The 16,865-nt window shown below is 65.3% G+C and carries 16 protein-coding genes; 7 read left to right on the top strand and 9 right to left on the bottom strand.

Features of this window, described 5'->3' with window-relative positions; translation table 11 throughout:
• Positions 1-30 precede the first annotated feature (30 nt).
• The 3 genes from J5251_RS10675 to J5251_RS10665 all read left to right on the top strand — a co-directional run bounded on the left by J5251_RS10675 (position 31) and on the right by J5251_RS10665 (position 2,438).
• The gene (locus J5251_RS10675) at positions 31-783 is read left to right on the top strand and encodes an ABC transporter permease (RefSeq protein ID WP_432264425.1); all 753 of its coding nucleotides are present in this window, start codon (positions 31-33) and stop codon (positions 781-783) included.
• Between the two features lie 90 nt (positions 784-873).
• Positions 874-1,425, top strand: coding sequence for a hypothetical protein (locus J5251_RS20360; protein ID WP_244250623.1), 552 nt, complete (start codon positions 874-876; stop codon positions 1,423-1,425).
• 74 nt (positions 1,426-1,499) lie between these two features.
• Positions 1,500-2,438 (top strand): DMT family transporter, encoded by a 939-nt coding sequence (locus tag J5251_RS10665; protein ID WP_244250622.1) that lies wholly within the window; start codon positions 1,500-1,502, stop codon positions 2,436-2,438.
• Positions 2,439-2,541: 103 nt separating this feature from the next.
• On the opposite strand, the gene zapE is transcribed toward J5251_RS10665, so the two are convergent.
• Positions 2,542-3,681: a cell division protein ZapE gene (gene zapE / locus J5251_RS10660; RefSeq protein ID WP_208573932.1), complete on the bottom strand. Its 1,140-nt coding sequence runs from the start codon at positions 3,679-3,681 to the stop codon at positions 2,542-2,544.
• A gap of 70 nt (positions 3,682-3,751) precedes the next feature.
• On the opposite strand from zapE, the gene J5251_RS10655 reads away from it, so the two are divergent.
• A complete protein-coding gene (locus tag J5251_RS10655; protein ID WP_171059349.1) occupies positions 3,752-4,414 on the top strand; it encodes a TetR/AcrR family transcriptional regulator in 663 nt (220 codons plus the stop codon).
• Here the strand turns inward: J5251_RS10655 and J5251_RS10650 are convergent.
• The gene (locus tag J5251_RS10650) at positions 4,411-4,593 is read right to left on the bottom strand and encodes a DNA-binding protein (RefSeq protein WP_139005243.1); all 183 of its coding nucleotides are present in this window, start codon (positions 4,591-4,593) and stop codon (positions 4,411-4,413) included. The two genes, J5251_RS10655 and J5251_RS10650, sit on opposite strands and share 4 nt — an antisense overlap.
• Positions 4,594-5,101: 508 nt before the next feature.
• On the bottom strand, positions 5,102-5,680 hold the full coding sequence (locus J5251_RS10645) for an NADPH-dependent FMN reductase (protein ID WP_139005242.1): 579 nt from the start codon (positions 5,678-5,680) through the stop codon (positions 5,102-5,104).
• A 103-nt stretch (positions 5,681-5,783) separates the two neighbouring features.
• Between J5251_RS10645 and J5251_RS10640 the strand changes: the two genes are divergently transcribed.
• Positions 5,784-6,278, top strand: a complete 495-nt coding sequence (locus J5251_RS10640; protein WP_208573931.1) for a MarR family winged helix-turn-helix transcriptional regulator — start codon at positions 5,784-5,786, stop codon at positions 6,276-6,278.
• 43 nt (positions 6,279-6,321) lie between these two features.
• On the opposite strand, the gene J5251_RS10635 is transcribed toward J5251_RS10640, so the two are convergent.
• The gene (locus tag J5251_RS10635; protein ID WP_208573930.1) at positions 6,322-7,134 is read right to left on the bottom strand and encodes a class I SAM-dependent methyltransferase; all 813 of its coding nucleotides are present in this window, start codon (positions 7,132-7,134) and stop codon (positions 6,322-6,324) included.
• A 136-nt stretch (positions 7,135-7,270) separates the two neighbouring features.
• Here J5251_RS10635 and J5251_RS10630 point away from each other — a divergent pair, with 136 nt between their 5' ends.
• On the top strand, positions 7,271-8,947 hold the full coding sequence (locus tag J5251_RS10630) for a helix-turn-helix transcriptional regulator (protein WP_208573929.1): 1,677 nt from the start codon (positions 7,271-7,273) through the stop codon (positions 8,945-8,947).
• A 14-nt stretch (positions 8,948-8,961) separates the two neighbouring features.
• On the opposite strand, the gene J5251_RS10625 is transcribed toward J5251_RS10630, so the two are convergent.
• The 5 genes from J5251_RS10625 to J5251_RS10605 all read right to left on the bottom strand — a co-directional run bounded on the left by J5251_RS10625 (position 8,962) and on the right by J5251_RS10605 (position 15,666).
• Positions 8,962-10,857: an ABC-F family ATP-binding cassette domain-containing protein gene (locus J5251_RS10625; RefSeq protein WP_208573928.1), complete on the bottom strand. Its 1,896-nt coding sequence runs from the start codon at positions 10,855-10,857 to the stop codon at positions 8,962-8,964.
• A gap of 61 nt (positions 10,858-10,918) precedes the next feature.
• Complete coding sequence (locus tag J5251_RS10620; protein ID WP_139005237.1) at positions 10,919-11,854, bottom strand: 4-(cytidine 5'-diphospho)-2-C-methyl-D-erythritol kinase; 936 nt, start codon at positions 11,852-11,854, stop codon at positions 10,919-10,921.
• A gap of 29 nt (positions 11,855-11,883) precedes the next feature.
• Positions 11,884-12,774, bottom strand: coding sequence for a 16S rRNA (adenine(1518)-N(6)/adenine(1519)-N(6))-dimethyltransferase RsmA (rsmA, locus tag J5251_RS10615; protein WP_208576124.1), 891 nt, complete (start codon positions 12,772-12,774; stop codon positions 11,884-11,886).
• A 470-nt stretch (positions 12,775-13,244) separates the two neighbouring features.
• The gene (locus J5251_RS20495) at positions 13,245-14,381 is read right to left on the bottom strand and encodes a resuscitation-promoting factor (protein WP_279633586.1); all 1,137 of its coding nucleotides are present in this window, start codon (positions 14,379-14,381) and stop codon (positions 13,245-13,247) included.
• Between the two features lie 337 nt (positions 14,382-14,718).
• Positions 14,719-15,666: a TatD family hydrolase gene (locus J5251_RS10605; RefSeq protein ID WP_208573926.1), complete on the bottom strand. Its 948-nt coding sequence runs from the start codon at positions 15,664-15,666 to the stop codon at positions 14,719-14,721.
• 114 nt (positions 15,667-15,780) lie between these two features.
• Between J5251_RS10605 and J5251_RS10600 the strand changes: the two genes are divergently transcribed.
• Positions 15,781-16,863 carry an AAA family ATPase gene (locus tag J5251_RS10600; protein WP_208573925.1) on the top strand — a complete coding sequence of 361 codons (1,083 nt, stop codon included), beginning with the start codon at positions 15,781-15,783 and terminating at the stop codon, positions 16,861-16,863.
• The last annotated feature ends 2 nt before the right edge of the window (positions 16,864-16,865 follow it).

Below are 16,865 nucleotides of genomic sequence, written 5' to 3'. Positions count from 1 at the left end.
GCCGTGAGGAAACCCGGGGTCGGGCGGATCATGCAGGACACCAAATACGTGTTCTGGCGGGAAATGCTTCTGGTCATCCGGGATCCGTTCTCCCTGATCTTTTCACTGGTGCAGCCGCTGGTGTTCCTGGCCCTCTTCGGGCCACTCCTCGGGGCGGCAGTAGGTACAGAGGCCTTCGGCGGCGAGTCCTCGCTGCAGTGGTTCCTGCCCGGCGTCGTCGTCATGATCGCGCTGTTCGGCACCTCCATGACCGGCTCGAACCTGCAGTACGAGCTGATGACCGGCTCCTACGAGCGGATCCTGGCCACGCCGCTGTCCCGTTCCTCGCTGCTGATCGGCCGCGCGCTGAAGGAATGGGCGCCGCTGGTCCTGCAGGGCCTGGTGATTGCGCTGGCCTCCATCCCGTTCGGTTTCGTGTTCTATCCGCTGCACGTGCTTTTCGGACTGGTGGTGATCGGGGTCTTCGGCATCGGCCTCGGCGCGCTCTCCTACGCGCTGGCGCTGGTGACGCGGGGTAAGGAGTGGGTGTTCTGGGGCGTTCAGCAGACACTGCTGTTCCCCCTGATGATCCTTTCCGGCATAATGCTGCCCATCGAAGCGGGTCCGCGCTGGATGCAAGTGCTGAGCCTGTTCAACCCGCTGACCTATATGGTCAACGCCGAGCGGGAGCTGTTCGCCGGCGGGCTCGGCTGGGACACCTTGTGGGGCGTCGTAGCGGCGGTGATTACCGCCGTCGTCGGTCTGGCTGTGGGAGTGAGGGTGATCAAGCAAAGTACCGTGTGAACGTTCGCCAGGTGAAACATTCAATTGGGACGCCGGATTCAACACGCCCGGTCATTGTGACCTTTTCGTGATGGGCTCTACTCTGTATCCATGTCTCAATCAGTCTCAGCGACCAGTTTCTCGGATTTGCCCGACGGCCAGGCGAAATCGGACGCAGGATTCCCTCCGGCCGAGGACCAGCCGGCCACCGCCGTGCCGGGCACCGGAGCTGCAAAGGTCGAGTCCGGTGAAGCCGCCGACCCTGTGAAGGACACCGAGGCCGAGCCCGAAGAAGCGGCTCCCGATCCCGCGGCAGTGAAAGCCGTCCTTGACGGGAAAGTCTTCGCCGCCGTGGCCAACACCGCATCGGGCGAGGTCGGACGCACCACGCGCTTCCACTACCGCCAGGACGGCAGGATGATCTGGGCGGAGTACTCCGGCGGCGCCGTCGTCCGCGGTTATCTGGTGGGAACGCGCGACGGGGACCGGCTGGATTTCCGCTACTCGCACCTGAACATCAACCTGCAGACCGCCAACGGAGTGTGCGCCAGCAAGCTGGAGGTACTTAAGGATGGGCGCATCCGGCTGCACGAAACCTGGCAGTGGGAATCACGCCCGGAACGAGGCACCAGCGTGGTGGAAGAAATCCCCGCGAGAAGCTGACAACTTTCGGCAAGGAACTGCCATCCTCGCCGCCGGCCGGTGTGCCGTCCGGAGGAGTCGGATAATCTGACGGCGTGAGCTCCCCTACGCCTTCCGTGCCGGTCAAACCGCTGACGAAAACGCTGACCCCTCTCGTCCTGGTTGCCGTCGCGGTGACAGTGCTCGCCTGGGCCAGCGCTTTCATCGTCATCCGTGGCGTGGGAACGGACTTCACGCCTGGCTCCCTCACCTTGCTGCGGCTCGGCGTCGGCGCCGCCATCCTGGCCATAGGACTGGTCGGCCGGCCGTGGGTGAAGCCAAGTCCACGGGAATGGCTGCTGATCATCGGCTGCGGCGTGATGTGGTTCGGCGTTTACAACGTGGCCCTCAACACTGCGGAGCAGACGCTCGACGGCGGAACCACGGCCATGATCGTGAACTTCGCACCGATCCTGATCGCCCTCGGTGCGGGCGTTTTCCTGCATGAAGGCATCCCGAAATGGCTCGCGATCGGCGCCGGTGTAGCGTTCATCGGCGTACTGTTGATCGGCTTCGGCACGAGCGCAGACAGCGCAGCGGGCAGCGGAACCGGCGTCATCTGGGCGCTGGTGGCGGCGCTGACCTATTCGGTAGGCGTACTGCTCCAGAAACCGGCCCTGCGTAGAGTACCCGCGACGCAGGTGACGTGGCTGGCCTGCGCTATCGGCACCGTGACCGCCCTGCCGTTCACCGGCGAACTCATCGTTGACCTGCAGGATGCTTCGGCCGCGTCCATCCTGGGCGTCGTCTACCTCGGCGTGGTTCCGACGGCCATCGCCTTCAGCACCTGGGGGTACGCGCTGACCAAGATGCCGGCCGGGCAGCTCATCGTTTCCTCTTACCTGGTGCCGCCTGCCGCCATTGCGCTCGGGCTCCTCTTCCTGGGCGAAGTGCCAACGCTGATCGCCGTGGTCGGCGGGGCGGTGTGCCTGTTCGGCGTTGCACTCTCGCGCCGCCGGAGCCCGGAGCCCGGAGCCCAGAATCACACGCAGTGAAACCGTGAACCAGGAATCGCTGGAATGATCAGGCGCAAAGGCCAAGAGTACGGCCTCCGGGATGGCGCCGGCCGCTGCCTTCAGCTCGAGGAACTGGCGGCCCTCAGCTCATCGCGGCTGCTACCTTCAGTTGGCCTAGCCGGCTGGCGATGCGGGCGATATCGATGGCGGAAGGACTTTCCGTTGGGCTCAGATCCAGCGGTGCCTCGCTGATCAGCGTGAGGGGAAGGTCCGCGTCGTAGAGGATGTCCACGATGTTGCTGAAGCGCTGCCAGCCGTTCATGCTGATCTCCCCGCGGGACGGCACGGCGGTAATCACCCAGTGCCGCCGGTGCCGAACCAACGCCAGGTAGTCCTGGGTGGCGGTGGGCGTCTCGCAGAGCTGCCGGAAATCAAACCAAAGTTCCGTCTCTGTTGCGCGCAGCGCCGCCAGCGGCCACGTGGTGGGCCGCAGCTCCACCGCCTCGTGCGGTTCCGGCATGCACACGCCTGTGCCGTCGAGTGCGCGGGCCAGATCGTCCGCTCCGGCGCTGATCACACTGCCGTCGCTGAACCGCGGACCTTCACCGCCGCCGTCGTTGTTTGAAGGCAGGGAGCGGTAGTCCACCGGGCCCGCGACGCCGGCCACCTGCATGTGTTTTTCGATCAGGGCGATGGTGGGGGCGAACAGATCGTGGAAGAGGCCGTTGGGCATCAGGGAACCCGGCGGGTAGTTGGAGGTGGTGACCAATGCAATGCCGCGGGAGAAAAGTGCGCGCAGGAATCGGGCCAGCAGCTGGCCGTCACCGGGATCGTGCACATGGAATTCGTCCAGGACCAGCAGGGTGCAGTCCTGCAGCAGCGAGTCGATGGCCAGGTCCACGGCGCTGGTACCGGCCGGCCGCGACGGCGAATCCTGGGCTTCGCGGCGGCAGGCATGCAACTCGCGGAAGAAGTCGTGGAAATGCCAGCGTTTCTTGCCTTCCAACGGCAGGGCAGCGAAGAACTCGTTGACCAGCCAGCTCTTGCCTCTGCCAACCGGGCCCCAAAGGTAGAGATTCCGCCGCTTCTTATTGCTCGATGCCAGCGCGGAGGCTACGTTGGGAGCGTGCGCGGTGGAAGCATTAACTGTCATGGCGGCAACCTCCGCCAGTCGCCGGATGGCTTGGAGCTGGTACTCGTCGAGAGCGAAACCAGCCGCTGCCGCACGATGCGCAAAGTGCGCCAGAATTTCCTGCTTGGTCTGCGACTTGCCCCTCAACACGTCATTCCTTTCCCCTCAGACAGGGTACTCTACATCTGTAGAGTACATCGAACGATCAGGAGCCTCCCCCGTGGAAGCAGCATTACCGCAGGTCCATCAAAGCCCGGCACCCTCCGCGCACGACGACAAGGCGCAGCGCCGGACCCTGATGACAGAAGCAGCCACGGAAATCATTGCCCACGAGGGCCTACGGGCCTTGACCCACAGGGCAGTGGACGCGCACCTGAACCTTCCCACGGGCTCTACCAGCTACTACTTCCGGACCAAGGACGAACTGCTGGCAGGCGCCTTGGAGTATCTGCGCGAGCGTTCGGTGGCGGACTTCGAGAACTCGCATCTGGAAGCGCCGCGGACCGTCGAAGAGGGCATGGATATTGAGCATGTGGCCACCCGGATTGCCCAGTACCTCGACCTCCAGCTGAGGACCCGCCCGCATCACATCAAGGCGCGCGTGGCGCTGGCCTTGGAACTCTCCGAGCGCGAAGAGTTCAGGGGAACAATTTCGGACGCACTGTTCTCCCAGTCGCGGGCGCTGGAGCTTTTCGAAGCGCTGGGCTCCACGGAACCGGCCAAGCTCGCCAGCGGCTTTACGGCACTGATCGAGGGCCTCGCCTTCCGCAGCCTGCTTGAGGGGAATTCGTCCCTCGTTCCGGGCAGCCGGCGGGTCGACGTCTTCCACGAGGCCATCGCGTCCTACTTGCTGGGCGTGGGCGACCCCGAACCGCTGGACTAGGCAAAGTCCAGACCGTGCTCCGCGAACGCCTCGCGGAGCACTCTTATGGCTTTTGGCCCCACGCCGTGCATGGCCAGCAATTGGGCCTCCGTATAGGCGGCCGCCTGCTCAAGACTCGTAATGCCCTCGCCGTTCAGCGCACGGGTAGCCGGCTGGCCGATTCCACGGGGTAGCTCCATGGTGGCTCAGCGCCCGAGGAGCACGAAGGCCCAGGCCAATGCCGCGATACCGAAGACGATCAGGACCACCCCCACGGCCAGCACCAGCCGCCGTCGTGCTTCCTGCCGCTCATTCACAGGGACACCTTCCCAGCCGCGCGCGCCGCTGGCCCGAGAGCGCGGGTTGCCTGGCTGAGCTCGGTCGCGCCGGTTGCTGGCGCCGGTACGGAACCGCCCTGTCCTGGTCCTTGCCGCATGCGTGGTTCCTCCCCGTCGAATTCTTCTTCAGCCCTGTCGGCAGTCGGCACGGCCCTCCCCGACCATGACGTTACCCGGTCTGACGCATCGATCGTATCCAATCGATCGGTATGAGGACACGGGCAGCACCGCACGGTGGATTAATAGAAGGGGTGGATTAAAAGAACAAGCGCTCCGCTTCCCCTCATGGGCAGGTGGGGAAACGGAGCGCTTGTGGCTTGGGAGTCCGCAGCACAGGCCAAACGGCCGGCGTACGGAGGGGCCGTCAGCCTTAGCTGGCGGCGACTGCTGCTTCGGCGCGCACGGCTTCCATGGCGCGGGTCCACGGGATGAGCTGATCGAGCATCGGGGCCAGGGTGCCGGCGTTCTGCTCGGTCGGCTTGAACTCGGAGAAGTTCTCGAAGTCAGTGAACAGGGAGAACATGACCTGGTTGCGGACGTGGGCAATCTGCAGCTCGGAGAGCACGTTGCGCAGGTGCTCGGCGGCGCGGGCGCCACCCATGGAACCGTAGGAGACGATGCCGGCTGCCTTGTTGTTGAACTCTACGTTCAGGTACGACAGTGCATTGGCCAGGGCCGGGGTCAGAGTATGGTTGTACTCGCCGGTAACGAAGATGAAGCCATCGAATTCGTTGATCTTGGCGGACCAGGCCTTGGTGTGGTCGTTCTGGTAGTTCTGGTACATGGCCGGGTAAGCCTCGTCCAGCAACGGGAGGTTGAAGTCTGCGATGTCGACAAGCTCGAATTCGGCGTCAGTGCGGCCTGCGGTCTGGGACAGAACCCAGTCAGCCACGCCCTTGTTGTTGCGGCCCGGACGGGTGCTGCCGGTGACGATTGCAATCTTGGTCATGTGGATAACCCCTTCAGGTTGTTGACACGTCATTGATTTGTTGACATGTCAATCATGCACAGGGGACACTTGAAATGTCAACCAAACCGGAGGGGGAAGTATTGTGAGCTCGGACACACGGTGGCTCGATCAGCACGAGCAGGACGTTTGGCGCGCGCTGCGCGAACTGATCTGGGGTTTCGAATCCGCTATGGACCGCCAGCTGATCCGCGACTCTGAACTTTCCGGTGTGGAGTATTCCGTGCTCGCCGCGCTTTCCGAAGCCGAGGGAGGCATCATGCGGGCGCGCGACATCGCCCAGGCGCTGGACTGGGAGCGGAGCCGGCTCTCCCATCTGCTCAAGCGGATGGAGGCCAAGGGCCTGGTGGTGCGGACGGAGTGCGAGTCCGATGCACGCGGATTCAACATTTCAATGACCGACGCCGGACATAAGGCCATAGTGCAAGCGGCCCCGGGACACGTGAGCTTTGTCCGCGAGAACGTGTTCGACCCGCTGACTGCTGAAGAGCGCGAGGCCCTGCACTCTGCGGCCACGAAGATCCAGGCTTCAATCCGCGCGGCCGGACTCTGGGAGAACCGCGGCGCGCCCAAGGGCTAGAGGCATGCGCCGAAGGCGTTGCGCGCCGCGGCTTCCTGGCTTGCTATGGCTTGCGCACCTTCGCCTTGCACCCAATGACTAGGTGTCCCTGCAACGGCACTGTCAGGGAACCGTCGGTTTCGCTGAAAGGTTGCAGAACGGCAGCCGCTTCCGTACGGATGCTGGCAAACTGATCCTTGGTCAATCTCTCCATCAGCGGCGTGCTCTCTACTTCAACCGCCACGAAATCCGCGGCCGAGGAATACTTGGCCTTACCGATGTGCGTATGGGATCTCACCTCCAACAATCCCGCCTCGGCAAAGAGCCGCTCGAGTTTTTCAAGGTCACCACAGGCCCAATAAACGCCTAGAAGGGACATGGCACCGGAACCCGCATGCCGCGAGACCAGCTCCACGAAAGGTCCGTAACCCGGCTGGTCCTCCAGGCGCCCAGGCACCACAACCGCAACTGTTCCGCCGTCGACCGCCGCCCTGCACATCTCCCTCAGCGCCGCCACCGCATCCGGAAAGAACATCAGCGCCATCTGGCAAAGCACGACGTCAAAGGCGCCGTCCTGCACAGGCAGCGCGGACGCATCACCCTGTAGCCAGCTGATCTCCGGCTGGACCCTCGCAGCCACGGCTAGCATGGCGGGGTTAATGTCCACGCCGGTCACCGCTCCCGCACCGGCTATCTCCGCCGCCGTGCGGGCCACAATCCCGGTTCCGCAGGCAACGTCAAGAATGCGTTGGCCAGGCGATACTCCTGCCACGGTCACCACCTGCTGCGCCCACTCCGCGAACATCGCCGGAACGAACTTTGCTTCATAAGCCTCGGCCGCTGCTTCTTCGAGCTGGAAGCTTTCTGTCCTGGCCATAGCCCTCACCCTTTCGCCCGCTCTGTTGTCCACTGCCTTATTGCTACAAGGATGGTCCCGCCCGGGCGCGCCCACATCGGTGCGTGCACCTATCTTCCGGCCCTTTCCTCCCCGCCGGCCGGACGTAAAATAGGTCATGGCTTCCACCCTGGAGCAGCTTCTCGAGGACGGCCGCGCCGCACTCGACGGCGGGGACTGGAGGCAAGCGCAGTCATTCTTCAGACTGGCGTTTGAGCACGGGGCGACTGCCGAGGCCGCCTACGGCTTGGCCAGGGCCATCGAGTGGGCCGGGGACTTCGAGACTGCCATAGGGCTCTACGAAAAGGCCTTCACCCTGTTACGCCGGCGCGGCGAATTCCGGCTTCCGGCTTTGATCGCCGGTCGCGAGCTCAGTTTCCTTTACGATGCGGTCTACGCAAATGCGGCTGCCGCGGACGGTTGGCTCGCGCGGGCTACCTCCCTCATCAGCGACGCGGATGATTGTGTTGAGGCCGGTTGGGTGCATCTGGCCCAGTGCCTTGGCACCCTCGACCCTGACCGGATGCGCGCCCATGCCGCGGCCGCCACCGAACTGGGCCGGCGTTTAAATGAACCCGACTTGGAGTTCTGTGCCCGCAGTTACGAAGGCCTGGCGCTGGTACTCGGCGGGCGTATCGCCGCGGGCTTGCGGCTCATTGATGAAGCCGCGGCGGCTGCCACCAGCGGCGAGGTCCGCGACTACCAAGCTGCAGGCGAAATCTACTGCAAAATGCTGCTCTGCTCGGAGCTGACCCTCGATGTCAGGCGGGCTCAGCAATGGATGGAGGTTGCTGCCGGTTTCGGCCACAACCGGCACGCGGCATGGGTACCGGCGATCTGCGGGATGCATTACGGCGGCATCCTCACCGCCGCGGGCCGCTGGGTCGAGGCCGAGCACCGGTTGGTGCGTGCGATCGAAGATTACGACGGCGGCTTCCGGGCTTTGCGCGGCGGTGCGGTAGTGCGCCTGGCTGACCTGCGGCTACGCCAGGGCAGAGCGGAAGAAGCGGCAACCCTGCTGCGCGGCTACGAGTCGGATCCCGCCGCGGTCCAGCCGCTCGCCCGGCTCCGGCTGATGAACGGCGACGCCGAGTCCGCGGCGGCCGTGCTGCGCCGGCGTCTCCAGGCGGCCGCCGGATCTGTCCTGGTGGCACCGGAAATAGCGCTGCTCGCTGAGGTGCATTTGGCTGCACGGCGTCCGGACGAAGCATCCGGTCTCGGCTGCGAACTGGGCGTTATCGCCGCAGCAACCGGCCTTGGGCAGTACGGCGCGCTTGCTGAATACACCATGGGGCTGTGCCGCCTGGCCACCGAAAGTGCTAACGGCGCTGGTGCCGGGGCGAGCACTGTTGCCCGCGGACATCTGGAGACGGCGCTGGTGGCTTTTGGCGCTGCCGGTCTGCCGCTCGAACAGGCCCGCTGCCGCTTGGCCCTGGCCCGGGCCGTGGCCACAGACCAACCAGAGCTTGCCACCGCGGAAGCGCTCACTGCTTTGCGCGACTTCCAGCAGCTCGGCGCTCATTACGACGCCGATGCAGCTGCCCAGACCCTCCGCTCCCTAGGGCACCGTTCCCAGCATCTCCGCCGGGCGGGCGCCGAGCTGACCACGAGGGAAGACCAGGTGCTTCAACTGATCGCCGAGGGCTTGTCGAATAGCCAGATCGCGGCGCGGCTATTTATCAGCAAGCGCACGGTGGAACACCATGTAGGGAGTATTCTCGCGAAACTGGGGCTCACCACCAGGGCTGAAGTCCAAGCCTATGCAAGCCGGGGCCACACAAATCAGCCCGTCTAAACCCTGTTTGGGACCTACTCGAGGACTTCGGACGCCTCAAGCCACTCCATCTCGAGTTCTTCCTGCTCGGCGCTGATCTCCTGTAGCTTCTTGTTCAGCTCGGCCAGCTGCTCGAAGTCCGCGTCAGCTTTGGAGCCGGCGGCCGTCATCTGTTCCTTGACCTTGTCCGCCTGCTGGGTCAGTTTGGTCAGCTGGCGCTCAATCCGATTCAGGTCTTTCTTGGCCTGCCGCTTTTCCGCTTCGCTGTGCGTAGAGGACGGTGATGAACCGCCGGAACGGTGCTGGGCAGCACCGCTCTCGCCGGCGGGCACCGTTGCCGATGTGGCTCCAGCGGACGACGACGGCCCCACCTTCCCGTCGCCGGCGGCGAGTGCTTCCTCCCGCAGTTCCAGATACTGGTCCACCCCGCCGGGCAGGCCCCGGAGCTTGCCGTCGCCCAGCAGCGCCATCTGGTGATCGGTCACGCGTTCGAGCAGGTAGCGGTCGTGCGAGACAACCACCAGGGTTCCGGGCCAGCCGTCCAGCACGTCTTCCACCGCCGCGAGGGTGTCGGTGTCCAGGTCATTGGTCGGCTCGTCCAGCATCAGCACGTTCGGCTCCCCCACCAGCAGCCGCAGCAGCTGCAGCCGGCGGCGCTCGCCACCGGAAAGATCCCGCACGGGGGTCCACTGCTTCTCCTTGTTGAAGCCCAGCTGCTCTACGAGCTGGCCGGCGGACACTTCCTTGCCGCCCACATTAAAGACCTGGCGTTCGCGCTGGATGACCTCGATGACCCGCAGGTCCGCAACGTCGTCCAGTTCGCGCACTTCCTGCGTGAGGATGGCGGTCTTCACGGTCTTGCCGCGCTTGGCCTTGCCGGAATCCGGCTCGATCTCGCCGTTGAGCAGCCGCAGCAGCGTGGTCTTGCCCGCGCCGTTGACCCCCACCAGGCCCAGCCGCTCGCCCGGCGCCAGCCGAAGGGTGATGTTGTCGAAAAGCGGTCTGCCGCCGTCGTTCTTTGCCTCGACGCCTTCCCGGGGCGGCGGCGTGTAGGAGATGTGCTCCAGATCCAGCACGTCCTTGCCCAGCCGGGCGGTGGCCACCTTGTTCAGCGCCACCGTATCGCGCGGCTCCGGAACATCGGCGATCAGCTCGTTGGCCGCCTCAATCCGGAACTTGGGCTTGGCCGTGCGGGCGGGTGCGCCACGGCGAAGCCAGGCCAGTTCCTTCTTGACCAGCTGCTGGCGTTTGCTTTCAACGACGGCGTTCATGCGGTCGCGTTCGGCGCGGGCCAGGACGTAGGCCGCGTACCCGCCGTCGAACGGGTCCACGATGCCGTCATGGATCTCCCACGTCCGGGTGCACACTTCATCGAGGAACCAACGGTCGTGGGTGACCACCAGGAACGCGCCCTCGGTGGGACGCCAGCGTTCCTTCAGGTGCCGGGCCAGCCAGGCCACGCCCTCCACGTCCAGGTGGTTGGTGGGCTCGTCCAGCATGATGACGTCGTGGTCTTCGATCAGCAGCTTCGCCAGGGCAACGCGGCGCCGCTGCCCGCCGGAGAGCAGGGAGACCTTGGCGTGCCAGTCCACGTCGCCGACGAGGCCGCCCATGATTTCGCGGATGCGCGGGGTGGACGCCCACTCGTGGTCCGCCTGGTCGCCGACAATGGCCTCGCCCACGGGCAGGTCGCCGTTGAGCACGTCCTGCTGGTCCAGGTAGCCGATATTCACGTCGCCGCGCTTGGTTACCCGGCCCTCGTCCGGCGTCGTGCGCTGCGCGAGCAGCCGCATCAGCGTGGATTTGCCGTCGCCGTTGCGGCCGACCATGCCGATCCGGTCGCCCTCGTTCAGGCCAAGGGAAACCGAGTCCAGGACGGTGCGGGTGGCAAAGGAGACGCTGATGTTTTCCGCGCCAAGCAGGTGGGCCAAGGTGAAGATACTTTCTGTTGCTGTGTAGGTGAAGTTATCGGGGCGGGGCCGGCCGGCCGGTTCAGGCCATGATGCGCGCGCCGTGGACCGGGCCGTGGACGGGCAGCGCCGCCACGCCGGCAACGTCGGAGAGCCGCTGGGCAAGGTCCTCGGCTTCGAGCCGGTCCGGCACGAGGAAGGCCAGCGTCGGCCCGGACCCGGAGACCAGCCCGGCCAGCGCACCCTCGGCGACGCCCAGTTCAAGGATATCGGCCAGCTCCGGCGCCAGCGCCATTGCGGCAGCCTGCAAATCGTTGCCCACGGCGTTCGCCAGCGAGTCCACGTCCCCGGCATGCATGGCCTTCAGCACTGCCGGGTCCACGCCCTCCGGCTCGGTGGCCTCGAATCCGGCCTCTTCGCGCAGCTGGTCTGCCATGGCGTAGACCTTTGGGGTGGAGAGTCCGAAGCTCGCTGGCACCAGGACCCAGTTCATGTCCTTGCGGGCCAGCGCCGGCGTCAACTGGTCCCCGATGCCAAGCCCGACGGCGACCCCGCCGAGGATGGCGAAGGGCACATCGGCTCCGAGGTCCGCGGCAACGCGGACGAGCTCTTCGCGGGAAAAGCCCGTATCCCAGAGCGCGCTGCAGGCGACCAGCGCGGCCGCGGCGTCCGCCGATCCCCCGCCCATGCCGCCGGCGATCGGAACGCGTTTGGTGATGTCCAGATGCACGCCGGTGGGCCGGTCGGCCATGGACCGCATCAGCTGAGCGGCCTGGACGGCGAGGTTGGACTCATCCAGCGGGATGTCGTCGAGTTCCAGCGGCAGCGTGGAGCCGTTGCGCACGCTCACGGTGATCCGGTCGTCGTCGCGCACCGTAGCGGTGACTTCCTCGTAGAGCGACACGGCCAGATAGACACTGGCCACGGAGTGGTAGCCGTCCAGGCGCTGCGGGCCCATCCGGAAGGACACGTTGATCTTGCCCGGGGCCATCACCCGAACCGAACGCTTTCTGGACATGCTCATTGCCTCCTCCACCGGGTCTTAGCTCACGCCATCAAGGGCTGTTTGAATTCGGCAATCCGTGCGAAGGCCTGGACATCCAGCACCTCGCCGCGCGCGCTCGGGTCCACGTTCGCCGCGCGCAGGGCATCCTCGGCAGCGGCCGGGCTGCCGGCCCAACCGGCGAGGGCGGCGCGCAGGGTCTTGCGGCGCTGGGCGAAGGCTGCGTCGATCACGGCGAAGACTTCCTTGCGCGTGGCCCTCGTTTCGGGCGGTTCGTGCCGGGTGAACTCCACGAGTCCGGAGGCGATCTTCGGCGCGGGCCAGAACACGTTCATGCCGATCACGCCGGCCTTGCGCATCTGCGAGTACCAGGCGGCCTTGACGCTGGGCACGCCGTAAATCTTCGAGCCCGGTTTCGCCGCGAGCCGGTCCGCCACCTCGTCCTGCACCATGACCAGCCCGTGCTCCAGCGAAGGGAAATGCTCCAGCAGGTGCAGCACCACAGGCACGGCCACGTTGTACGGGAGGTTGGCCACTAAGGCCGTGGGCTGCTGCGGCAGCTCGGTTACCTTCATGGCATCCGCAAGTACGACGTCGAGCCGGGAGGCCGCATTCGGACGGAGCCGGCCGGCGGTGTCCGGCAGCTTGGCCGCAAGTTTGGGATCAATCTCGACGGCGACCACATGCTTGGCCGCGTCCAGCAGGCCCAGCGTCAGCGAGCCCAGGCCCGGGCCCACCTCCAGCACGGTCTCCTGCGGATCGATATGTGCTGCGGCAACAATCCGGCGAATGGTGTTGCCGTCGATAACAAAGTTCTGTCCAAGGGTCTTGGTGGGACGGACATCCAGTTCGTCCGCGAGCCGCCTGATGTCGGCGGCCCCCAGCAAAGGTGCCGTGCCCGCAGCAGCCGGGCGGTCGCCGTCGTTGGCGGACATTGCCGAACCCTCGCGGGTTGGCGACGCCGAGCCGTCGTCGGCCAGCCCTGAGGAAGAATTCGCTTCTGTCACTGTGCCATCGTAGCCGCTGATCTGTGCCGCACCTTAAACGCCCGGCGGCACCGTGACGGATCCGGCCGCCCCGGGGAGACGCTCGAGCATCGATGAGACAGTGGCCGCAGCCCGCGGCGAGCAAAGCAGGGGCTTCAAACCCATGTTCTGAATCGGCCGGCAACATCGGCCCACGTCAGGGCGTTACTTGAAAGCTAAAAACCGCACGAAGCGCCTAAACGTGGGTCCGAACGCCTGAACGTGGGTCTCACCCTGCGGCATATGGGCCTGCTGGAGCGGGGAACAGACGCTGGCCGGCGGGATTTGCAAGGGCTGGACCGGAGCGTCGCCCGCCCTTAAAACGCCGGCAGGACCCGGGTTAGTGCCCGGGTCCTGCCGATGGAGTGATGCTGCTGCGGTTAGAGCAGGCCCAGCTTGGCTGAGCAGGCCGGCCAGTGGCCCCAGCCGCCGTTGCTGCGCAGGACCTCTGCGGTGGCAATCTGCTCGGAAGCGCTGGCCATGTGCGGCAGCGGGGCGTACTTGCCGCCGCCGGCGCCGATCCAGGAGCTCTGGCTGAACTGCAGGCCGCCGTAGTAGCCGTTGCCGGTGTTGATGGCCCAGTTGCCGCCGGACTCGCACTGGGCGAGGGCCTGCCAGGTGCCGCCAACGTTGGTGTTGTTGCTGCCGGAGGATGCCTTGGGCTTGGGCGCCGGGCGTTCCTTGGTGCCGACGCTGACCTGCTGATTGACAGGTTCGCGGGTGATTTCGTTGCTGACCAGCTCGCGCTCGGTTTCTTCGCCGTCAACCAGGACCAGGGCGTAGGTCTTGGTGCGCTCACCGGTAACGCCGGAGCGGGTGATCTCCTGCTCGCCCTCGTACATCGAGGAGTCCTTCTTGGTCTCGGTCTCGAACTCGATCGGCTCGGTGACCTCGATCTTCTGGTCCCGGTCGATGCGGGTGATCTTGAGCTTCAGGTTGTCCTTGATCTCGGTCGACTTCGGGTCGGAGAGCTCGTCGTCCTTGCCCAGCTTGATCTTCTGTTCCTTCAGCAGATCACCGATGGTGGCCGCCGTCGTAATCTTCTTCTTGGTGTCGCCGTCCACCGTGATGGAAACGGTCTTCGGGGTGGTGATGGTCACCGTGCTCACGCTGGCCAGTTCGGCATCCAGCGGGGCGGAAAGTTCGGAGTCCTCTTCGACGCCGAGCTCGTGGAGGAGGTCCTCAACGGTGGCGGAGGTGGAGTGCACTGTCTTGCTGGTGCCGTCCAGGGTCAGCTTGACCGGCTTGGCGGTGATGACCTGGATGGTGCTGCCGTCGGTGATCTCGGCGCTGGCGGACGGAGTGATTTCGTCCAGCTCGCCCACCTGGACATCGGCGTCGTTCAGGACGTCCTGAACGGTGCTGCCGAAGGTCGAGACGCTGCTGGCCTGGCCGTCCACGGTCAGGGTCACCGACTTGTTGTTGCCGACGAAGGCCACGAGCCCCAGAACGAGTGCGGTCATCACGACCATTTGCCCGGCAATTTTTACCCAGCGGTTTTTCAGTGCGTTTGCCACGGTACCCAACTTTTTTAAAGTTCCCCGGGCACGGGGACTTGGACACGAGCAGTCGCGCGCCGAATCGCACGGCACGATGCTTTGTGCAGGCAGCACTAGACGAGAGGGTTTGGGCGTACGAACGGAACGTCCAACTTGCCTCAAGCGAGTGATTTCATGTCCGGTTGCCTTCCCCGACCCCGGCCATTAGCTCCCCACCGTAACCGAACCGTGATGCATCTCCAACTCGAGTGCGGCCAAAATCTCGTTTTGGTGACGCCGGAACGCCCCAAGTCAACCCCGGTGAAACGTCGGAAAACCGGGGCTGACTAGGAAAAATACTTGGCAGTAACTTAGCTCACAAAGTGCCGTAAATTTTTTCTGTGTTTCGTGACACTTCTGTGCATAACTTCGCCAAATCCTTGTCCAAAACCTCGGCCATAGCACGCATTGTGTAGGGAATCATGTAGCTCGCGTTGGGCCTGCCCCGGTAGGGGTGCGGGGTCAGGAACGGAGCGTCGGTTTCCACCAGAACCAGGTCGGGATCGGCGATGGCCAGGGCCTCGCGCAGGTCGCCGGCGTTCTTAAAGGTTACGGTCCCGGCGAAGGACATGCTCCACCCGTTCTCGTTGCAGATCCGGGCCAGTTCCGCGTCACCGGAGAAGCAGTGGAACACCACCTTTTCGGGCGCTCCTTCCTCGCGCAGGACCCGGACCACATCATCGTGCGCGTCGCGGTCATGGATCTGCAGGGCCAGGCCCAGCCGCTTGGCCATGTCGATGTGCCGTCGGAAGGAATACTCCTGCGTTTTCAGGCCCGGCCCCTCCGTGCGGAAGTAGTCCAGGCCGGTTTCGCCGATGGCCCGCACGCGCGGATGCGCAGCCAGCGCTTCGATCTCGGCAAGCGCGTCCTCAAGGGTGCCCGCCTCCCCCAAAGCCGGGGCGTCATTGGGATGGAGCGCGACGGCGCCCAGCAGCCTTGCGTCTGCTTCTACCGCTTCGATGGTGAACCGGGAGGACTCCAGGTCGCAGCCGACCTGGACGGCACCGTGGACGCCCAGGGCCTCCGCGGCGTCGAGTGCCTCCGTGACGCTGACCTGTACGTCGCCGTCGCGGAAATCCAGATGCGTGTGGTTGTCCATCACCGGCACCGGCAGGGGTTCGGGCGCCGGCGGATACTGCAGCTGCCGCCGTCGTCCGCTGTTTTCCTCTTCAGCGCTGCGGGCGCGTCCTTCCGCCGGCTGCTGTGCTTCGGCGACATATGAGGCGGGCGTTTCTCCGGGCTGGACTGCGGGGTTGTTCGGCATGCATCTAGGTTATCGCCGGCGCCCGAAAGAAACGTTTCAGGCCCTACCGTCCGGAAAGTTCTGCCAGTAGTGTTGGTACATCCGGCCCCGGGGGAAGGCTAGCGGAAGGTTTCCATGGACATCCAGCAGCAGGCGGCAGTATCGGACCCCGCGCGGCAGGCAGGTGCAGGCGGGGCAACCGCTGCTGCTGCTGGCACGGCCCCCAACGGACAGGTGAATAACGACGTCGGCCGGTTGGCGCTGGTGGACTTCCACGAGGCGTGCGGGCGCATCCTTTCGGCGATCAACACGGTGATCGACGGCAAGGAAGAGGCCGCCCGGCTGGCGCTGACCGTACTGCTGGCCCAAGGCCACCTGCTCGTGGAGGACGTGCCCGGCGTCGGCAAAACCATGCTGGCCAAAACGCTCGCGCGCACCATCGACTGCAGCGTGCACCGCATCCAGTTCACGCCCGATCTGCTGCCCTCGGACGTCACCGGCGTCTCCATCTACAACCAGGACAAGCACAGCTTTGAGTTCCGGCCGGGGCCGGTTTTTGCCAACATCGTCATCGGGGACGAGATCAACCGCGCATCGGCCAAGACGCAGTCCGCGCTGCTGGAGTGCATGGAGGAACACCAGGTCACCGTGGACGGGCGCTCCTACCGGTTGGAGCCGCCGTTCATGGTGGTGGCCACCCAGAACCCGATCGAGATGGAAGGCACCTACCCGTTGCCGGAGGCCCAGCGCGATCGCTTCATGGCGCGGATTTCCATGGGCTACCCGGACCCGCGGGCGGAGATGGACATGCTGGAAAACCACCAGTCCACCTCCCCGCTGGCCGACGTCCGCCCGGTGGTAGGCATGGCGGACGTACGCGCCATGGTGGCCACGGTGCAGGACGTCTACGTCTCCCCCGCCGTCAAGGAGTACACCGTAAACATCGGCCGGGCCACCCGCGAGCACCCGTACCTACGGCTCGGCGCCAGCCCCCGCGCACTCCTACAGCTGCTCCGGGCCGCGAAGGCCGCCGCGGCACTGGATGGCCGCGACTTTGTGCTCCCGGATGACATCGCAGCGGTCTCCGAGGCGGTGCTCTCGCACCGGCTGATGCTGGACCGCAAAGCCGTGACCGCCGGCGAGGACGCGCCGGGGATCGTGGCGTCGATCCTGGCCAAGGTCCCGGTCAACGGCGAATCCCGCCGTCCCGCTGTGTAGGT

It is taken from the genome of Arthrobacter crystallopoietes (assembly GCF_017603825.1).
Lineage (GTDB): Bacteria > Actinomycetota > Actinomycetes > Actinomycetales > Micrococcaceae > Crystallibacter > Crystallibacter crystallopoietes_B.
Note: the sequence above shows the minus strand (reverse complement) of the source record. Positions and strands in the feature narration are given on the sequence as shown.